Annotated in this window: 15 protein-coding genes; 5 read left to right on the plus strand and 10 right to left on the minus strand. The window is 44.5% G+C overall.

Translation table 11 applies throughout. The features are described 5' to 3' along the window. Positions 1 to 122 precede the first annotated feature (122 nt). The 4 genes from Q0230_RS05905 to Q0230_RS05920 form a co-directional block, all read right to left on the minus strand. Positions 123 to 1,121, minus strand: coding sequence for a hypothetical protein (locus tag Q0230_RS05905; protein WP_298608921.1), 999 nt, complete (start codon positions 1,119 to 1,121; stop codon positions 123 to 125). Positions 1,122 to 1,256: 135 nt separating this feature from the next. Then, entirely contained in the window at positions 1,257 to 1,760 is a 504-nt protein-coding gene (locus Q0230_RS05910; RefSeq protein ID WP_298608922.1) for a DsrE family protein, read from the minus strand. Between the two features lie 105 nt (positions 1,761 to 1,865). Beyond that, positions 1,866 to 3,248 (minus strand): cysteine--tRNA ligase, encoded by a 1,383-nt coding sequence (gene cysS, locus Q0230_RS05915; RefSeq protein ID WP_298608923.1) that lies wholly within the window; start codon positions 3,246 to 3,248, stop codon positions 1,866 to 1,868. A gap of 26 nt (positions 3,249 to 3,274) precedes the next feature. Next, positions 3,275 to 3,691: an OsmC family protein gene (locus Q0230_RS05920; protein ID WP_298608924.1), complete on the minus strand. Its 417-nt coding sequence runs from the start codon at positions 3,689 to 3,691 to the stop codon at positions 3,275 to 3,277. 125 nt (positions 3,692 to 3,816) lie between these two features. On the opposite strand from Q0230_RS05920, the gene Q0230_RS05925 reads away from it, so the two are divergent. Beyond that, a complete protein-coding gene (locus tag Q0230_RS05925; protein ID WP_298608925.1) occupies positions 3,817 to 4,761 on the plus strand; it encodes an alpha/beta hydrolase in 945 nt (314 codons plus the stop codon). Positions 4,762 to 4,860: 99 nt separating this feature from the next. Next, entirely contained in the window at positions 4,861 to 5,958 is a 1,098-nt protein-coding gene (locus Q0230_RS05930; RefSeq protein ID WP_298608926.1) for a hypothetical protein, read from the plus strand. Between the two features lie 39 nt (positions 5,959 to 5,997). On the opposite strand, the gene Q0230_RS05935 is transcribed toward Q0230_RS05930, so the two are convergent. Further along, positions 5,998 to 7,209, minus strand: a complete 1,212-nt coding sequence (locus Q0230_RS05935) for a CaiB/BaiF CoA-transferase family protein (RefSeq protein ID WP_298608927.1) — start codon at positions 7,207 to 7,209, stop codon at positions 5,998 to 6,000. A 69-nt stretch (positions 7,210 to 7,278) separates the two neighbouring features. Then, positions 7,279 to 8,457 (minus strand): acyl-CoA dehydrogenase, encoded by a 1,179-nt coding sequence (locus tag Q0230_RS05940; protein WP_298608928.1) that lies wholly within the window; start codon positions 8,455 to 8,457, stop codon positions 7,279 to 7,281. A gap of 137 nt (positions 8,458 to 8,594) precedes the next feature. Here Q0230_RS05940 and Q0230_RS05945 point away from each other — a divergent pair, with 137 nt between their 5' ends. Together Q0230_RS05945 and Q0230_RS05950 are read left to right on the plus strand one after the other, a co-directional pair. Continuing rightward, complete coding sequence (locus Q0230_RS05945; protein ID WP_298608929.1) at positions 8,595 to 9,389, plus strand: FadR/GntR family transcriptional regulator; 795 nt, start codon at positions 8,595 to 8,597, stop codon at positions 9,387 to 9,389. Positions 9,390 to 9,477: 88 nt separating this feature from the next. Further along, positions 9,478 to 9,813, plus strand: coding sequence for a hypothetical protein (locus Q0230_RS05950; protein WP_298608930.1), 336 nt, complete (start codon positions 9,478 to 9,480; stop codon positions 9,811 to 9,813). Here Q0230_RS05950 and Q0230_RS05955 read toward each other — a convergent pair. The 4 genes from Q0230_RS05955 to Q0230_RS05970 form a co-directional block, all read right to left on the minus strand. Beyond that, entirely contained in the window at positions 9,810 to 10,325 is a 516-nt protein-coding gene (locus tag Q0230_RS05955) for a methylated-DNA--[protein]-cysteine S-methyltransferase (RefSeq protein WP_298608931.1), read from the minus strand. The genes Q0230_RS05950 and Q0230_RS05955 overlap by 4 nt on opposite strands. Beyond that, complete coding sequence (locus Q0230_RS05960) at positions 10,316 to 11,740, minus strand: DNA-3-methyladenine glycosylase 2 family protein (RefSeq protein WP_298608932.1); 1,425 nt, start codon at positions 11,738 to 11,740, stop codon at positions 10,316 to 10,318. Before Q0230_RS05960 ends, Q0230_RS05955 begins: the two co-directional genes overlap by 10 nt. Positions 11,741 to 11,832: 92 nt before the next feature. After that, entirely contained in the window at positions 11,833 to 12,975 is a 1,143-nt protein-coding gene (locus Q0230_RS05965) for a hypothetical protein (RefSeq protein WP_298608933.1), read from the minus strand. A 73-nt stretch (positions 12,976 to 13,048) separates the two neighbouring features. Continuing rightward, positions 13,049 to 13,597, minus strand: a complete 549-nt coding sequence (locus Q0230_RS05970; RefSeq protein WP_298608934.1) for a cupin domain-containing protein — start codon at positions 13,595 to 13,597, stop codon at positions 13,049 to 13,051. Between the two features lie 187 nt (positions 13,598 to 13,784). Here Q0230_RS05970 and gabD point away from each other — a divergent pair, with 187 nt between their 5' ends. Next, positions 13,785 to 15,227 carry an NADP-dependent succinate-semialdehyde dehydrogenase gene (gene gabD / locus Q0230_RS05975; RefSeq protein WP_298609013.1) on the plus strand — a complete coding sequence of 481 codons (1,443 nt, stop codon included), beginning with the start codon at positions 13,785 to 13,787 and terminating at the stop codon, positions 15,225 to 15,227. Positions 15,228 to 15,234: the final 7 nt, after the last annotated feature.

A 15,234-nucleotide genomic window follows, 5' to 3' on the forward strand; every position in this document is an offset into this window, starting at 1 on the left:
TATTATGACAACTGCAGGATAACAGGGTCAATCGTTGTGCAATGTGTTAATGAAGAGGTAATCTAAAGCAAAAAGCCGCTTTAAAGGCGGCTTTTGTTAGGAAACTCAGGTTTTACTTAAACTTAAGCAAAATTCAAACCTAACTGTTTGGCTAAATTATGGATTAAGCTGTCAGCACCCGCTAATTGCTCCTGCAATTTTAAACCTTCTTGCATATGTGTTAATAAACTCTCAATCGCACTAACATGTTTCACACGTAATTCAAGAATTTCGACACCTGCTTTAATCGGAGTCATTAATTGTACGGCGCGTTGACTATCTTGCTGAATTAAGTCCTTCACTTGGCTGATAGAGCGCATTAGATTCTCACAACTATCCGCTTGGACTAATTGACGGCCTTCATCTAAACCGCCCCGAGTTTCAGACATATCGTGAACCAGCGCATTCAATTGGCGCATCTGATTGCGTAAGGCTGCGATGGCTTCACGCTCTGCACTGATTAAAGCTTGATTGGCAGCCAGCTTTTTTTGTAAATCCGTATAGGCATCAACAATTGGATCAAAACCTGCACGATCTAAAGAGTTCAACACAGCTAGGCCTGCTGCTTGCGCTGCAGGTTCTGCCACTACAGGCTGTTCTTCTTTGAGTTCTGTCTCTACAGAGGCTTGAGCAACTGCTGGTTCAAGTACAGCAAGGGGTTCATCAGTAATGACTAACTCATCAAGTTCGGCTGCTTCTGTTACAGGGTCAGCCTGTAAAGCAGCGGTTAGTTCTTCTAGTACTGAATCATGGCTGGTGGGTTCTGCAGCGAATGTCTCTGCTACTAGATTCGCTTTTGGAGTTTCTTGCGCTGTGGTGCTGGTAAAAATAGCGTCGACTATGCTGTCTTCTTCCTCAATGTGCTCAGCTTGTTTTGGCTCAGCCGCTTTAGGTTCAGTGAGGCTAATAAAATTTTCCTCCACTGCAAAATCAGCATTCAGGAAATCTTCTGCCGCTAAACCACCCTCTAAGGGTTTGCCTTGTGGGCTTAAACCCATATCGGCAAACAGTTTTTCGCGGGCGCTTAAATTACTATTGGGTCTAGATTCAGGAAAAGTTTCAAAAGGATTATTCTCAGGCATAGTGGCTACTTCTTTATAGTTATTTGGGATTTAGTTGAAGTAAGTCTTTAAACGACTTGAGTCAAAACTATTATCTTCGGTTTTGACTCTAAAAGAGACCGCCGCCTGCGTCAAATCAAGAGGATAGTTGGTCGCTCAAGGCTTGAGTAAGCGATAACCTTGTGCTTCTAAACGTCCTACCTCAGCCACGCCTGAGGGAATTACATCTTCTGCTTTAGCGTTATACAGATCAGCAAGTTTGATTTCGCGCCCGACTAAGGTGTTGTAGCAGATTTCAAATTTCACCCCTTTGGCTTTTAGGTTATCTACTTGCGCAGGGAGTTTAGCTTCATTTTCTAATTCGAGGTCTTTGGCAAGCTTTAATAAACCCAGTCCCTCGCCATTCATGACCACAATGGCTTCAGTTTTTTTGCCTGTGCTGTCTAAAGCTTTAATGTAGTTATTAATATTGGCCAAAATACTGAGATATTTTTTCTCGTCTCCATCGACAGAGACATGCACTACTAGTTTTTCTGCCCCTGCATAATAGTCAGCCGGTACTTTAGGTGCAGGTACACCGGGATCAAAGCTTTCGGCGAAACTGAGTGGGCTAATAAACGATAAACTTAAGGCTAAACTAATGGCGAGCTTATTCAACATACGTGATTTCCTCTAGTCATCAGGATTAAACTAATATTTTGAGTTTAGGTCGCAAACATCTCTTTAGCTGAACTGAGTCGTTAAAGAGATGGATAACTGAGCAGCTTAAGCACGGCGCCAAGTAGTGAGACCCGCCTTGTCTTCAAGCAGTACCCCTTTAGCTTTCAATTCATCGCGAATCCGATCCGATTCAGCCCAATTTTTATTGGTGCGTGCAGTTAAACGCGCTTGGATCAAGGCCTCAATCGCAGCATCATCCAAACCATCTAAGGCTTCACCTTTAAACCAGCTTTCAGCGTCGCGCTCAAGCAGGCCTAAAATACCTGAAAGTTTTTTCAGTAGAGCGCCAGTTTCCGCTGCAGCCGTTGCATTGTGCTCCATCCGCAAGCGATTAATTTCGCGCGCCAGCTCAAATAAAATCGCAATAGCTTCAGGAGTATTGAAGTCATCATCCATCACAGCCCGAAAACGCTGTTCTGCATCTGTATTTTCAGGAGCGGTCACTTGGGGCAAGTCGCGTAAAGCCGTATACAAGCGAGTTAAGGACGCACGGGCATTATCAAGTTGCTCAGTGCTGTAATTGAGTGGGCTGCGATAATGGCTATTCAACATGAAATAGCGAATTTCTTCAGCTTTGTACTCTTGAAGCACATCGCGAATCGTGAAGAAATTATTCAAGGATTTTGACATTTTTTCGTCATTAATCCGAATAAAGCCATTATGCATCCAGTAGTTCACATACTGATGACCATTGCAGGCTTCGCTTTGCGCAATTTCGTTCTCATGATGTGGGAATTGCAAATCATGCCCACCCCCATGAATATCAAACTGCGTACCTAAGAGGGTACTCGACATGGCCGAGCATTCAATATGCCAACCCGGGCGACCCAAGCCCCAAGGGGATTCCCAAGCAGGTTCACCTTCTTTTGCCGCTTTCCATAAGACGAAATCCAAAGGATCATCTTTCACTTCATCAATGGCAATTCGTTCACCGGCACGTAAGTCTTCTAATTTGCGCCCAGAGAGTTTGCCATAGCCTGCAAATTTAGACACATCATAGTAAACATCACGATTACTACCCACATAGGCATAGCCTTTCTCAATCAAGCTGCTAATTATGGCTAGCATTTCTTGAATATTTTCAGTCGCACGCGGCTCATAAGTAGGCGAGAGGATACCTAAAGCTTGCTCATCCTCATGCATAGCATCAATAAAACGTTGAGTCAGTGCAGTGAACGGTTCTGCATTTTCATTGGCACGCTTAATAATTTTATCGTCGATGTCGGTGATATTGCGCACATAAGTCACCGCATAGCCAGCCGCTTGTAAATAGCGATAGACCATGTCAAACACCACCATGACGCGTGCATGCCCTAAATGACAATAGTCGTACACCGTCATCCCGCATACATACATGCGGATTTTGTTCGCTTCTAAAGGGATAAAGTCTTCTTTGCGATTGTGCAAACTATTGTAAATTTTCAGCATAAGAGAATGATTTTATTAGTGTTAAGTTAATCGATAAGTTTACTTAAAACCGTAGCACCGTGGCTTAAGGTCTTGTGCACTGGACAGCGATCCGCAATTTCCAGTAAGCGTTGTTTTTGCTCTTCATCTAAGTCGCCGACAAGTTTTATATCTCGCTCAAACACACTTTCCTTATTTCCATCACGGCTATGACGTAAGGTGACAATCGCATCTTGTAGCGGCCATTTTTTACGTTCGGCATACATGCGAATCGTCATCGCGGTGCAAGCTCCTAAGGCTGCTTTCAAGTAAACATAAGGTGTAGGGCCTAGATCAGTGCCACCTAAAGGTATAGGTTCATCAGCAACGAGTTGATGATGACCTGCTTTAATATCACAGATATAACCATCGCTCCCGCGTAAATTGACGGTGACACTGTGCGGATCCTTGGCATTGCTATTCATTGATGTTGTCCCTCGAACGCAGTCGGTTGCTGGCTGGTTATGGTCTGTTTTACTCGCATGGTAGCGGAAAGGTGTGTGTCCTGCTAGGGTTAGCGCATCGGCAAATCAGTCATCTGGGCTAAATAATGAACTATCTACACGGCTTAAAACTAATCTTCAGTCTATTGATGAGTGCTTGGCTCTTGAGCGCTTGTACCACCGCAAGTGTACCTTTGGGGCAAGATAAACTAGAGCCTAGCCTCATTCAGCAACCTGTATTTCGTGCCAGTGATGGTACCGAGTTAGTCGCACAAAGCTGGCTACCGCAAGGCAAAGTGAAAGCAAATTTGTTGCTTTTGCATGGCTTCAATGAATATCCGGGGGCTTTTGATGAAGTCGGTCAAAGCTTTGCCAAACAAGGCGTTGCAGTTTGGGCTTATGATCAGCGTGGTTTTGGACGTTCACCTTATCGTGGCTTATGGTCAAGCTCAGAACGTATGGCTGAAGATGCGCGCGAGGTGACGAAGCTCTTACATAAATTGCATCCCCAACAGCCTCTGTATGTGGCTGGAACTTCGATGGGAGGCGCAGTTGCTTTGTTAGCAACTGGCAGTGGTGACTTAGCAGCAGATGGCATTATTCTACTAGCTCCAGCTGTCTGGATTAGTGAAACCCAGCCTTTTTATCAGCGTTGGTCTTTAGAGTTTGCCAAACGTTTTACCCCAGCTTGGTCACCAACTGGCGAAGGCTTAAATATTCGCCCTAGTGATAATATAGAAATGCTCAAGCGTATTTGGAAAAGTCCTTGGATGATTCGTCAATCGCGCATTGATACGGTGGCTGGTTTAGTCGAGCTGATGGATAAGTCCTATGCCTCAGCGGATAAGGTCAAACTACCTGTACTGCTGTTGTATGGGGAAAAAGATCAGCTAGTACCGAAAAAGCCCACTGATATGTTGTGGGCGCGGTTGCCAAAAATGGGTAAAACTCAGCAAATTCGCTATCCGAATGGCTGGCATATGCTGATGCGTGACTTGCAAGGAGCCAAAGTGATTCATGATATGATTCAGTGGATGGAAAGAACTAACTAGTTCGAGTCTAATGTTTAGTTTTTATGCTAATTTGTGCTAAGGTGAGATTCAATAAGTTATTAAAATGAAGTGCCTTGGGGATGTATGACAACAAGCTTAATGAGGATCTCAGCTGACGAACTCAGTGCTCAGCATGTCACCTGGTATAGCTATGCGCGGATGTTGCGCCGCTATCGTTGGGTCTATTGGGCTTTTTCTGTCCTCGCCATTTTAATTATTGTGAAATTATATGCATTTAAATGGGATTTGGGCTTAGATCAAGCTTTACTCATTAGCTTGCTGTGTTTAATTTTGCTAGCAACTAGCTTTAATCTCTTTATTGACTCCAGTTTTTCGTTAGCAAAATATGGAGCTGAACAAGAGGCACGTAAACTCATTGATTATAATTTCTATCTCACGAGTTTAAATAGCGCCCTTTGGGGTTGTTTAAGCTTAGTTATTATTTATCATCGCCATACCATTGATTATGAGCTGCTAGCCTTACTAGGTGTATTGGTTTGTTTAAATATTCCACGAGCCGCTATTTTGCAACCAGTGTTTTATTTGCAAACAGCCATTATTACTTTGCCGGGTATCTTTTTCATGCTCCTACAAGGGCGCTGGGCTAGTGCTATTGTGATGCTATTTGCTGCCTGTTCCATCACGATTGCGATTAATGCAATGGCGATGTTGCTGAAAGCCCATCAAGAACATGAGCAGCAGTTGCTCGTCGAAATGCGCCAACCTCAAAAGAATAATCTCCTAAATGCAGCCGAGTTTGATGTCCTGTTAAAGCTAGAATGGCAGTATGCGGCACGTGAGCATCAATATTTGTCAGCACTTAAATTGGAATTAGAACCTGCGGGTTCAAAACAGCTACCGCACTTTATAAGTGTTATTAAAACCGCTTTATATCGTTCTTCGGATTGCTTAGCTTATTTAGATGGCTGCGTCTTTAAGGTTTTATTGCCGAATACCTCTGCAGAGCAGGCTTTATTAATTGCTGAACGTTTGCAAGGTCGCTTGGCTCAGGCCGATTTAGATACTGAAGAGGAGCTGCAACTTAGAGTAGGTTTAGTGACTTGTAGCCCGGAATTGGGCAGGCGTGCTGCGAAAACTAGCTTTGCTTTGGAGACTTTCAATACACAATTAGATGCAATGTTAGTTGAAGCGAAGCGAGAGGAAGGCCGTTTTGCGGTGAAAGCCTATAGACTATAGGCTGACATTAGCGAAATGTTTACTCTTAATCCACCAATGCTAAATGACTGCTTTGGCTTTTAAAGTTTGTTGCTGGTCTACATCTAAATTTAATAACTTGCTTAAGACTTTTTCTGTATGCTCACCTAATAAGGGCGGTGGGGTATCCGCATTTAAGGCTTGATTATCAAAGCGAATCGGGTTACTGACCAGTTTTACGCTACCGGCTGTAGAATGGGGTAATTCAATTTCCAACTGACGATGCTTCACTTGTGGATCAGCAAAAACTCGATCTAGCGTATTAATTGGGCCACAAGGTACCCCGACTTTTTCTAAAGCTAATAACCAATCATCGGTACTACGTTGTTTAAGCACTGGAATTAATAAAGGAACGAGCACCTGACGATGTTCAACCCGCTTGGCATTTGTTAAAAAGCGCTCATCTTGAGCTAATTCAGCACAACTAGCGACTTCGCAGAAACGCTGGAATTGCGCATCATTACCTACCGCCAGTATTAAATGCCCATCCTGAGTCGCAAAAGCTTGATAGGGAACAATATTCGGATGCGCATTTCCTAAGCGCCCCGGCACTTGACCCGAGGTCAGATAATTCAGCGCTTGATTAGCTAATACACCCACCTGAACATCTAACAAAGCTAAATCAATATGCGTTCCGATACCGGTTTGTTGGCGTTGAAATAAAGCAGCCAGAATCGCATTAACCGCATACATACCAGTGAAAATATCTGCAAAAGCCACGCCAACTTTTACGGGGCCACCCCCTAATTCAGAATCTGGCTGGCCGGTTAAGCTCATTAAACCGCCCATCCCTTGAATCATAAAATCATAGCCTGCCCGTTGTGCATAAGGGCCCGTTTGCCCAAAGCCGGTAATGGAACAATAGATCAAGTCAGGTTTGATGGTTTTTAAACGGTCATAATCCAACTGATATTTTTTCAAACCACCCACTTTGAAGTTTTCTAGAACGACATCGCAGTGTTTGACTAACTCATGCAATAAGGCTTGTCCTTCGGGTTTAGCCATATCAATCGTGACCGACTGCTTGCCGCGATTAGCACAAAGGTAATAAGCAGCTTCTGTAGAGTTTGCCAACCAAGGAGGCCCCCAGCGGCGCGTATCATCACCTTCATTCGGCTTTTCGATTTTGATGACTTCTGCACCTAAATCAGCTAACTGTTGGCTACACCAAGGCCCTGCCAAAATGCGCGAAAGATCGAGAACACGAATACCTTGTAAGGGTTTTGGAGACATGGGAATACCTGTTAACGAGGGCGAAAGTTAGAATCTTCGCCCTAAGTATTTGAGGGAATCAAGAAGCCGTTAAGAAAAAGCCTGAATCCCTGTCTGAGCGCGACCCAAAATTAAGCCATGCACATCATAAGTACCTTCATAGGTATTCACGGTTTCGAGGTTGACCATATGGCGCATCACCCCATATTCGTCCGAAATCCCGTTGCCGCCATGCATATCCCGCGCCACCCGAGCAATATCTAAAGATTTGCCGCAATTGTTACGCTTGATCATTGAAACCATCTCAGGTGCCCAAGTGCCTTGATCCATTAAGCGCCCAACTTGTAAAGCAGCTTGCAAACCTAAGGTAATTTCAGTTTGCATATTCGCAAGCTTAGTTTGGACTAACTGTGTAGCTGCTAAAGGGCGACCAAATTGAATCCGGTCTAAAGTATATTGCCGTGCTGCCTGCCAACAGAATTCAGCCGCACCTAACACCCCCCAAGCAATCCCAAAGCGAGCTTTATTCAAACAGCCAAAAGGACCTGCTAAACCCGAAGCATTCGGTAGGAGGTTTTCTTCAGGCACAAAGGCTTCATCTAAAACAATTTCACCCGTAATAGAGGAGCGTAAAGACAATTTGCCATGAATTTTCGGTGTACTAAAACCTTTAGTCCCCCGGTCAACAATGAAACCCCGAATTTTATTCCCATGCGCTTCAGATTTCGCCCAGACCACCGCTAAATCAGCAATTGGGCTATTGGTGATCCACATTTTTTGCCCACTTAAGCTATAGCCACCATCGACTTTTTTAGCGCGAGTAATCATCGAACCGGGATCGGAGCCATGATTCGGTTCAGTCAAACCAAAACAACCGACGATTTCACCTGTGGCTAACCGTGGCAGGTATTTACGTTTTTGCTCTTCACTGCCATAGCTTTCAATCGGGTACATCACGAGTGAAGATTGCACACTCATGGCTGAGCGATAGCCAGAATCCACCCGCTCTACCTCACGCGCGATTAAGCCATAAGCCACATGACTTAAGCTGGCTCCACCATATTCTTCAGCGACAGTTGCACCTAACATGCCTAGTTCGCCAAGCTCATTCATAATTTCACGATCAAAGCGTTCTTCACGTGAAGCCATTAACACCCGTGGTTGAAGTTTTTCTTGGCAATAGGCTCGGGCAGCATCACGAATTTGCTGTTCATCATCGTTAAGTTGTTGATTAAAAAGTAAAGGGTCATCCCATTGAAAGGCTTGCATGCTGATTCCTCCAAATACTGCTGAAGTCCAAAGGTAATTATGCTATTTATTATAATAAATACTAGAAATCAAGTTTTATTTCAAATTTAAAATAAATTTCGGTTAGCATAACAGTGACCACTAACAAATGAAGCCAAATGAACAAGAGTGTTGAAATGGAATTGATGGATAAGTTGCTAGCCAGTGGCGGCTCAGCGAAGCGGGTGAAACGTGCTGACCAAATTGTTGAGGCAGTCAAACGTTGGGTAGTTGTGAGTAATATTCAGCCCGGTGATCGCCTGCCGAATGAAAAGGCTTTAATGGAGCTATTTGATTGCTCCAAGGGCACTGTGCGGGAAGCGCTCAAATCTTTAGAAGTGCAAGGTTTGATTAGTATTAAAACGGGACCAAATGGTGGTGCGGTCTTAGTCCAAGTGCCTTATCCTTTAGCTTCACAGATGTTACGTAATTATCTACATTTTCAGCACCCGACTGGCCCAGATGTTTATGAACTTCGTGATCTGGTTGAGCCAGAAATTGCCCGTTTAGTCGTTGGAAAGCTGTCTGCAGAAGATTTAAGTGAACTAGAGCGCCTCACCAATTTATGTGCACCTATTGCAGAGAGTATGGAGCAGCGCCTAGAGCAGCGGATTGCAGAATTGGATTTTCACAGTCTGCTAGCGGAGCGTTGTGGTAATCCACTGTTAGGCTTTATTGGGCGCTTCTTAAATGATTTACTGAAAGATTTAGTGATTTTCAAAAAAGTACAGTTACCTGAGCAGCGCGAATTTTCCAAATCGAATCTGCATTATCACCAAGAGCTAGTTGAGGCATTTCGTGCGCAAGATGCAGTAGCCGTAGAACGCTTAATGCGTGAACATATGAAGTGTGCACACGCTTTTAATTTAGAGTTAGAAGCGCAACTATCCAAGCAGTTGTTAGTTTCCACTTAAGCGCAAAACGTTGAAAACCACCCTGCGACAAGCATTCTTGAGCAGGCATTGTTACTATAAAGCTTAGTTAACTTCAGGCTAGTCAAGCATGCATTGGTTTCGTAGCCATTGGTATTATTGGTATACCGGCAGGAAAAAAGTTGCCATCATTAGCATGGGTTTAAATTTTCTGCTGCTGACGTTAATCCTCAATGGATTTTTTAGCTTTTCAGTTTGGGCAGTGCTTTTAGCTTTGTTATTGGATGCGGTGGGTTTTATTGTTATTGCTATCTATTTAATTTCCCTGCGCGCCTTTATTCCCTTGGCCTTAGTCGAGCAAACGGATGCCTTAATGGTGCATTATTTCGTCTTGCCAATCTGTATTGCTTTTGTTCTGAGCCGTTTTGTGACCTTTTTAGTGGCTAAAGCGTTTAGTGCTAGTTAAGCAGGCTTAGCTTGCAGTTGATAAACTTCGGTTTTGAGTTTGGTATTCTGCTCCAACTGCAACAACCATTTCTTCCGCTCCAAACCTCCCGCATAACCCGTCAATTGTTTCTGACTCCCCAATACGCGATGGCAAGGAATAATAATACTCAAGGGATTTTTCCCAACCGCAGCGCCCACTGCTCGCACCGCTTTCGGCTGATTGAGTTGATTGGCAATATCGCCATAACTACAGGTCACACCATAGTCGATGTCTTGCAAAGCCTGCCAAACACGCTCTTGAAACTCCGTTCCTTTTGGCGTTAAGGGCAAATCAAACTCCTTCAATTCACCCGCAAAATAAGCTAATAATTGCTGTTTAGCCGCATGTAACAGCTCAGTTTCCTGATGAATCCAATCGCCCTGAATCCCTGCAAAATGGCGCTGATCATTAAACCAAACCCCTGCCAAGCCCTGCTCATTCCCAGCCACAATGGTCTGACCTAAAACCGTATCAAATTCAATTACGTGCATGTGCCATTTCTCCAAATATACATCACTGCGTAGCTGCGCCACGGTTTCCACTGGTGTGCGATAGTTTCGGCTTGTTTGGCAGTCGCGACCTTAAGCAGTTTTTTAATCCAATAATCATCCACCAAAAACGCATCCGGCCAACGCAAAGTACGCATCGCAATATAACTCGCCGTCCACGCGCCAATCCCTTTGAGACTCAGAAGTTGCTGATAACTTGTGTGATAATCGGCGCTACTATCCAATACCAATTCGCCTTGTACTATCAGTGCCGCGATATGGCGTAAGATTTCGACTTTACGTGGCTGGATTTTATAAGCGCTAAAGGTTTCGTCGCTCACTTTAAGAAAATCGTGGGCTAAAGGAAAGCGCTGATACAATTCAGGATAAGGTGTTGCCACTTTGCAAGCCGCCAATTCAGCCATGCGCCCAACCAGTGTCAATGCGGCCTTTACCGTGACTAATTGCCCCATCACCGCCCGCACCGCAATTTCAAATCCGTCCCAAGCACCAGGCACCCGTAAGCCTGTGGCGGGATTCGCCAGCTCCCCCAAGGCTTGATGAATGGCGTCTGGTTCGCAATCCAAATCACACAGTGAACGCACCCGCGCAATCACTTGAGGAATCACTGCCTCCAAACTATCCGAAACGGTAAGTTGCAAAGCGTGTTGTTTGGGGGCAGGGCTAATGCTAATCCAGCCTTCGTGCCATTGGCCTTGTGCATCGGCTAAGGCCACTGTGCGAAAGTAAATATCAGCACGCACCATTTCCACGCCTTTAATGCAGCGCGTTTTGAAATAGTTGAGTAAATGCGCCCAATCGAGCGGTGGGCGATAAGCCAGTTTAAATGTCATAGCACCTGCTTGGGGTGGCGAGTTACGCCGCCAATCCGTGGGTGTGAGTTGATAGTGAGTTTTGAAATGTTGATAAAACTGCGTCGTGCTGCCAAACCCTGCATAAATCGCAATTTTATTCACCGGCAATTGGGTATCAGTTAATAGGGTTTTCGCTATTAATAAACGTTGGGTGCGCAAATAATGGCTGGGAGCTACGCCAAACGCCTGCTGAAATAACCGCCGCAAATGCCGCTCACTCACGCCTAAACGCTTGGACAGTTGAACGGTATCTTGCACCTGTGCCTGCTTGATTAATTGCGCGGCTTGATGCGCTAAGGTGTGGGTGGCATCCATTTGCGATAAGCCGGGCGCTTGCTCTGGGCGACACCGTAAACAAGGGCGAAAACCTTGGGCTTCCGCCAACGCTGCGGAACTATAAAACTGGCAATTTTTCAAGCTAGGCGCTTTGACCCGACAAATCGGTCGACAATAAATTCCCGTGCTGGTTACACCGACGAAAAAACGTCCATCAAAACGTGCATCGTGACTGAGTAGGGCTTGGTAATAGTCTTGAGCTTCCATGTGGGAAGTATATGCAGAACTGGGCTAGCATGTGTCCGGATTGCGGACTTGAACTTTGTGTGAGCTTACTAAAAAGCTGTTAGAGCCTGCAATTAAAAATCGCGAACTGCATCAAACCAAGTCTGGGCTTCTTTTGGATCAATTTGGAATTTAGCGGCAGCAACCAGTTGATCAACTGCTTCTGCTACATCTTCTCTTTCAGAAGTTTCCATAGCAGGAAGTTGGTTAATAACTGCAATAAATACAGCAATACTGTCTTGTACTTCCTGAGTAGTTGAGGCTTGCTGAATTGCTTTTAAGCAAGCTTTATAGGCCTTAGTAGCTAACTTAGCATTTTTATTTTCCCAAGCACCAAAAGGTAGCGCATATTCAGCTATAAACCAGCTTTTCGATCTTAGTTGTGAGACGCTTGAGTATTTTTTTAATTCGGCTTTCTGAGCTAATTTAAGTTGTTTTTGCAAAGCTTTTCCTGCAGTGGCTTCGATATTCCAACCAATAAAATGGCTTAAATTTGGCCAAGTACGCAGTGCAGGTAAGGTATCTAATTCAGGCATATAACGTAAACCCAGCGTCTGCAAATGAGTTAAGCTGGCTAAGCAGTCTAAGTGCAGCATAGATCCCCAAAGTTTTAAAGAGGTGAGCCTAGGAAATTGCAATAAACTCCTACAATCAAAACTTTTGCCAAGTGGTTGAACATAAATACAAAGATCATCTGTGTTAGCTAATGAGGGATACTCTGGAAGTTGATAGCACTCCGTGTCTGAGTACTTCGGGGAGAAGCTTAAAGATTCAAACGTGCTGCATTGGTTCAAATGGATTTGTGCTAAGTTTCCTGCAAGATGTAGCCTACTAATTCCTGCATCCAGTGTTAAATTTAAATGAGTGGTGTTCACTTCAATATAAAGTTTACTGATAGCAGCTGAATTGAAGTTTGCAGCTAAATGAGTGGTTGGATACCATTCAAAGCTCTCAATGGGTCTGTTTGTTGACCAAGTAATAAATCCTAAGTCATTACCAGAATACTTAAAAAAGCGTGGCCAAGGATAATTAGAGGCCGTAGTCAGTGTATCAAAGGCATGCCAGTTCAATTTTTGTTGTGGTTCAACCCAAAGATCATATTTACCGTGTGATTCCCCACGTGTGCCAATGGATAAACTTCCTTGTCCCGGTTCAAGGAGCAACTTATGGCTATCAGTGCCTGTTAAAGAGATCAATAGAGTTTCAAGTTTGGGCATAAACTTTAAGGGTTTACTCTATAAAACCTTAGTGTAAGAGCTAAGAAGTGAGTTTAATCTTAATGCCGCAGTCTTATAAATAAGGTGGTGTACAGGCACTCACAATCACACAATCCGTTTTGCCAATATTGCGAAAGCGATGCGGTTGACGGCTATCAAATAAATAAGCATCACCGGCTTTAAGAATGGTTTTACGTTCGCCAACGGTTAGTTCAATCGTGCCTTCGATGACCACTCCACCTTCTTCCGATTCATGTTGCAACATGCTGCGCCCCGTATCTGCGCCGGGGGTATAACGTTCATGGAGAATCTGTAAGTTGTGATAGCGCATATCACCCACTTGCCGATAGTGCACCGCACCTTGAGTGATTGGTACTAACTCTTCTTCTTTAAAGAAAATCTTATATTCAGCAGGTGTTTCGAGGGCAAAAAACTCGGTGAGTGATAGCGGAATCACTTCTAATACTTTTTTTAATGAGGCAACCGAAGGGCTACTCTGGTTATTTTCTATGACTGAAATAGCAGCATTCGTCATCCCCGCACGTTTAGCTAGTTCGCGCTGGGATAAACCAGCAGCTTGACGGACATAACGTAAACGCGCCCCTAAATCAAAGTCATCCAAAATAATTTATTCCTCTTCAAGCCAAGCTGCTCAGTAAAGATCGGCAAAGTATAGCAAGCTACTTGCGAACTTGTCTTAGTTGTGCGATAAATAAATTTAACATTTTTAAGAAAATCGTCAATTTTATTTAACAAGTTAGCTAGGCTAGCACGCAATCCTGTAGAGGTGGGATGTGTTAATCACGGATATGAATTTATTTAAGCAACAAGCTTATATCAATGGTGCTTGGGTCAATGCAGCTCAGCAGCAGTCTTACCCTATTCACAATCCAGCTACCCATGAGCGTTTAGGTGCAGTACCAAATATGGGAGCTGCTGATACGCAAACTGCGATTAATGCAGCCGAAGCTGCTTTACCAGCTTGGCGTGCTTTAACCGCTAAAGAACGTGCTAATCGTTTACGCCGCTGGTTTGAGTTGATGATGGCGAATCAAGAGCAACTCGCGCATCTGATGACTTTAGAACAGGGCAAACCCTTAACGGAAGCACGTGGTGAAATTGCGTATGCCGCCTCGTTTGTCGAGTGGTTTGCGGAGGAGGCTAAACGGATTTATGGTGAGACGATTCCGGGGCATCAAGCCGATAAGCGCATTGTGGTGATTAAGCAACCGATTGGTGTAACTGCTGCGATTACGCCGTGGAATTTCCCTTCAGCAATGATTACCCGTAAAGCTGCCCCTGCTTTAGCCGCAGGTTGCACAATGGTATTAAAACCAGCGCCACAGACTCCATTCTCTGCGTTAGCTTTAGCTGAATTAGCTACTCAGGCGGGTATTCCAGCCGGTGTGTTTAATGTGGTGACAGCGGATGCGGAGAGTTCACGGGCGATTGGCGATGTGATGTGTTCGAGTCCAGTCGTGCGTAAATTATCTTTCACAGGTTCAACCGCGGTGGGCATGAAGTTGATGGAGCAATGTGCGCCTACAATCAAAAAACTGTCCTTAGAACTGGGTGGGAATGCCCCCTTTATTGTATTCGATGATGCTGATGTCGATGCTGCGGTGCAGGGCGCGATAATTTCTAAATATCGTAATGCAGGCCAGACTTGTGTGTGTGCCAATCGCTTATATGTGCAGGAGGGTATCTATGAGCAATTCGCTGAAAAGCTCTCGATAGCTGTGCAAAAACTCAAAGTAGGGAATGGCTTAGAAGAAGGTATTACTACTGGGCCTTTGATTGACGAAAAAGCGGTGAGTAAGGTCGAGAAACATCTAGCCGATGCGCTCAGTAAAGGTGCGCAAGTGCTTACAGGTGGTCATCGCCATGCTTTAGGTGGGACTTTCTTTGAGCCTACAGTGATTACTGAAGCCAAGCCCGGCATGTTATTAGCAAAAGAAGAAACCTTTGGTCCTTTAGCCCCTTTATTCCGTTTTAAAAATGAAGCCGATGTAGTTCAAATGGCGAATGATACGGAATTTGGCTTGGCCGCTTATTTCTATGCACGTGACTTAGGTCGGGTGTGGCGGGTCGCAGAAGCTTTGGAATATGGCATGGTCGGCATCAATACGGGCCTGATTTCGACTGAAGTTGCTCCATTTGGTGGGGTGAAGTCATCCGGCTTAGGGCGCGAAGGCTCGCATCATGGCATTGATGAATATCTTGAACTGAAATACTTGTGTATGAATATTTAAAAGCCAT

It is taken from the genome of uncultured Thiothrix sp. (assembly GCF_937876535.1).
Lineage (GTDB): Bacteria > Pseudomonadota > Gammaproteobacteria > Thiotrichales > Thiotrichaceae > Thiolinea.

Coding starts and splice junctions, on each gene's coding strand:
- Q0230_RS05905 (WP_298608921.1), bottom strand. CDS start 1,121: ATGCCTGAGAATAATCCTTTTGAAACTTTTCCTGAATCTAGACCCAAT.
- Q0230_RS05910 (WP_298608922.1), bottom strand. CDS start 1,760: ATGTTGAATAAGCTCGCCATTAGTTTAGCCTTAAGTTTATCGTTTATT.
- cysS (WP_298608923.1), bottom strand. CDS start 3,248: ATGCTGAAAATTTACAATAGTTTGCACAATCGCAAAGAAGACTTTATC.
- Q0230_RS05920 (WP_298608924.1), bottom strand. CDS start 3,691: ATGAATAGCAATGCCAAGGATCCGCACAGTGTCACCGTCAATTTACGC.
- Q0230_RS05925 (WP_298608925.1), top strand. CDS start 3,817: ATGAACTATCTACACGGCTTAAAACTAATCTTCAGTCTATTGATGAGT.
- Q0230_RS05930 (WP_298608926.1), top strand. CDS start 4,861: ATGAGGATCTCAGCTGACGAACTCAGTGCTCAGCATGTCACCTGGTAT.
- Q0230_RS05935 (WP_298608927.1), bottom strand. CDS start 7,209: ATGTCTCCAAAACCCTTACAAGGTATTCGTGTTCTCGATCTTTCGCGC.
- Q0230_RS05940 (WP_298608928.1), bottom strand. CDS start 8,457: ATGCAAGCCTTTCAATGGGATGACCCTTTACTTTTTAATCAACAACTT.
- Q0230_RS05945 (WP_298608929.1), top strand. CDS start 8,595: ATGAACAAGAGTGTTGAAATGGAATTGATGGATAAGTTGCTAGCCAGT.
- Q0230_RS05950 (WP_298608930.1), top strand. CDS start 9,478: ATGCATTGGTTTCGTAGCCATTGGTATTATTGGTATACCGGCAGGAAA.
- Q0230_RS05955 (WP_298608931.1), bottom strand. CDS start 10,325: ATGCACGTAATTGAATTTGATACGGTTTTAGGTCAGACCATTGTGGCT.
- Q0230_RS05960 (WP_298608932.1), bottom strand. CDS start 11,740: ATGGAAGCTCAAGACTATTACCAAGCCCTACTCAGTCACGATGCACGT.
- Q0230_RS05965 (WP_298608933.1), bottom strand. CDS start 12,975: ATGCCCAAACTTGAAACTCTATTGATCTCTTTAACAGGCACTGATAGC.
- gabD (WP_298609013.1), top strand. CDS start 13,785: ATGAATTTATTTAAGCAACAAGCTTATATCAATGGTGCTTGGGTCAAT.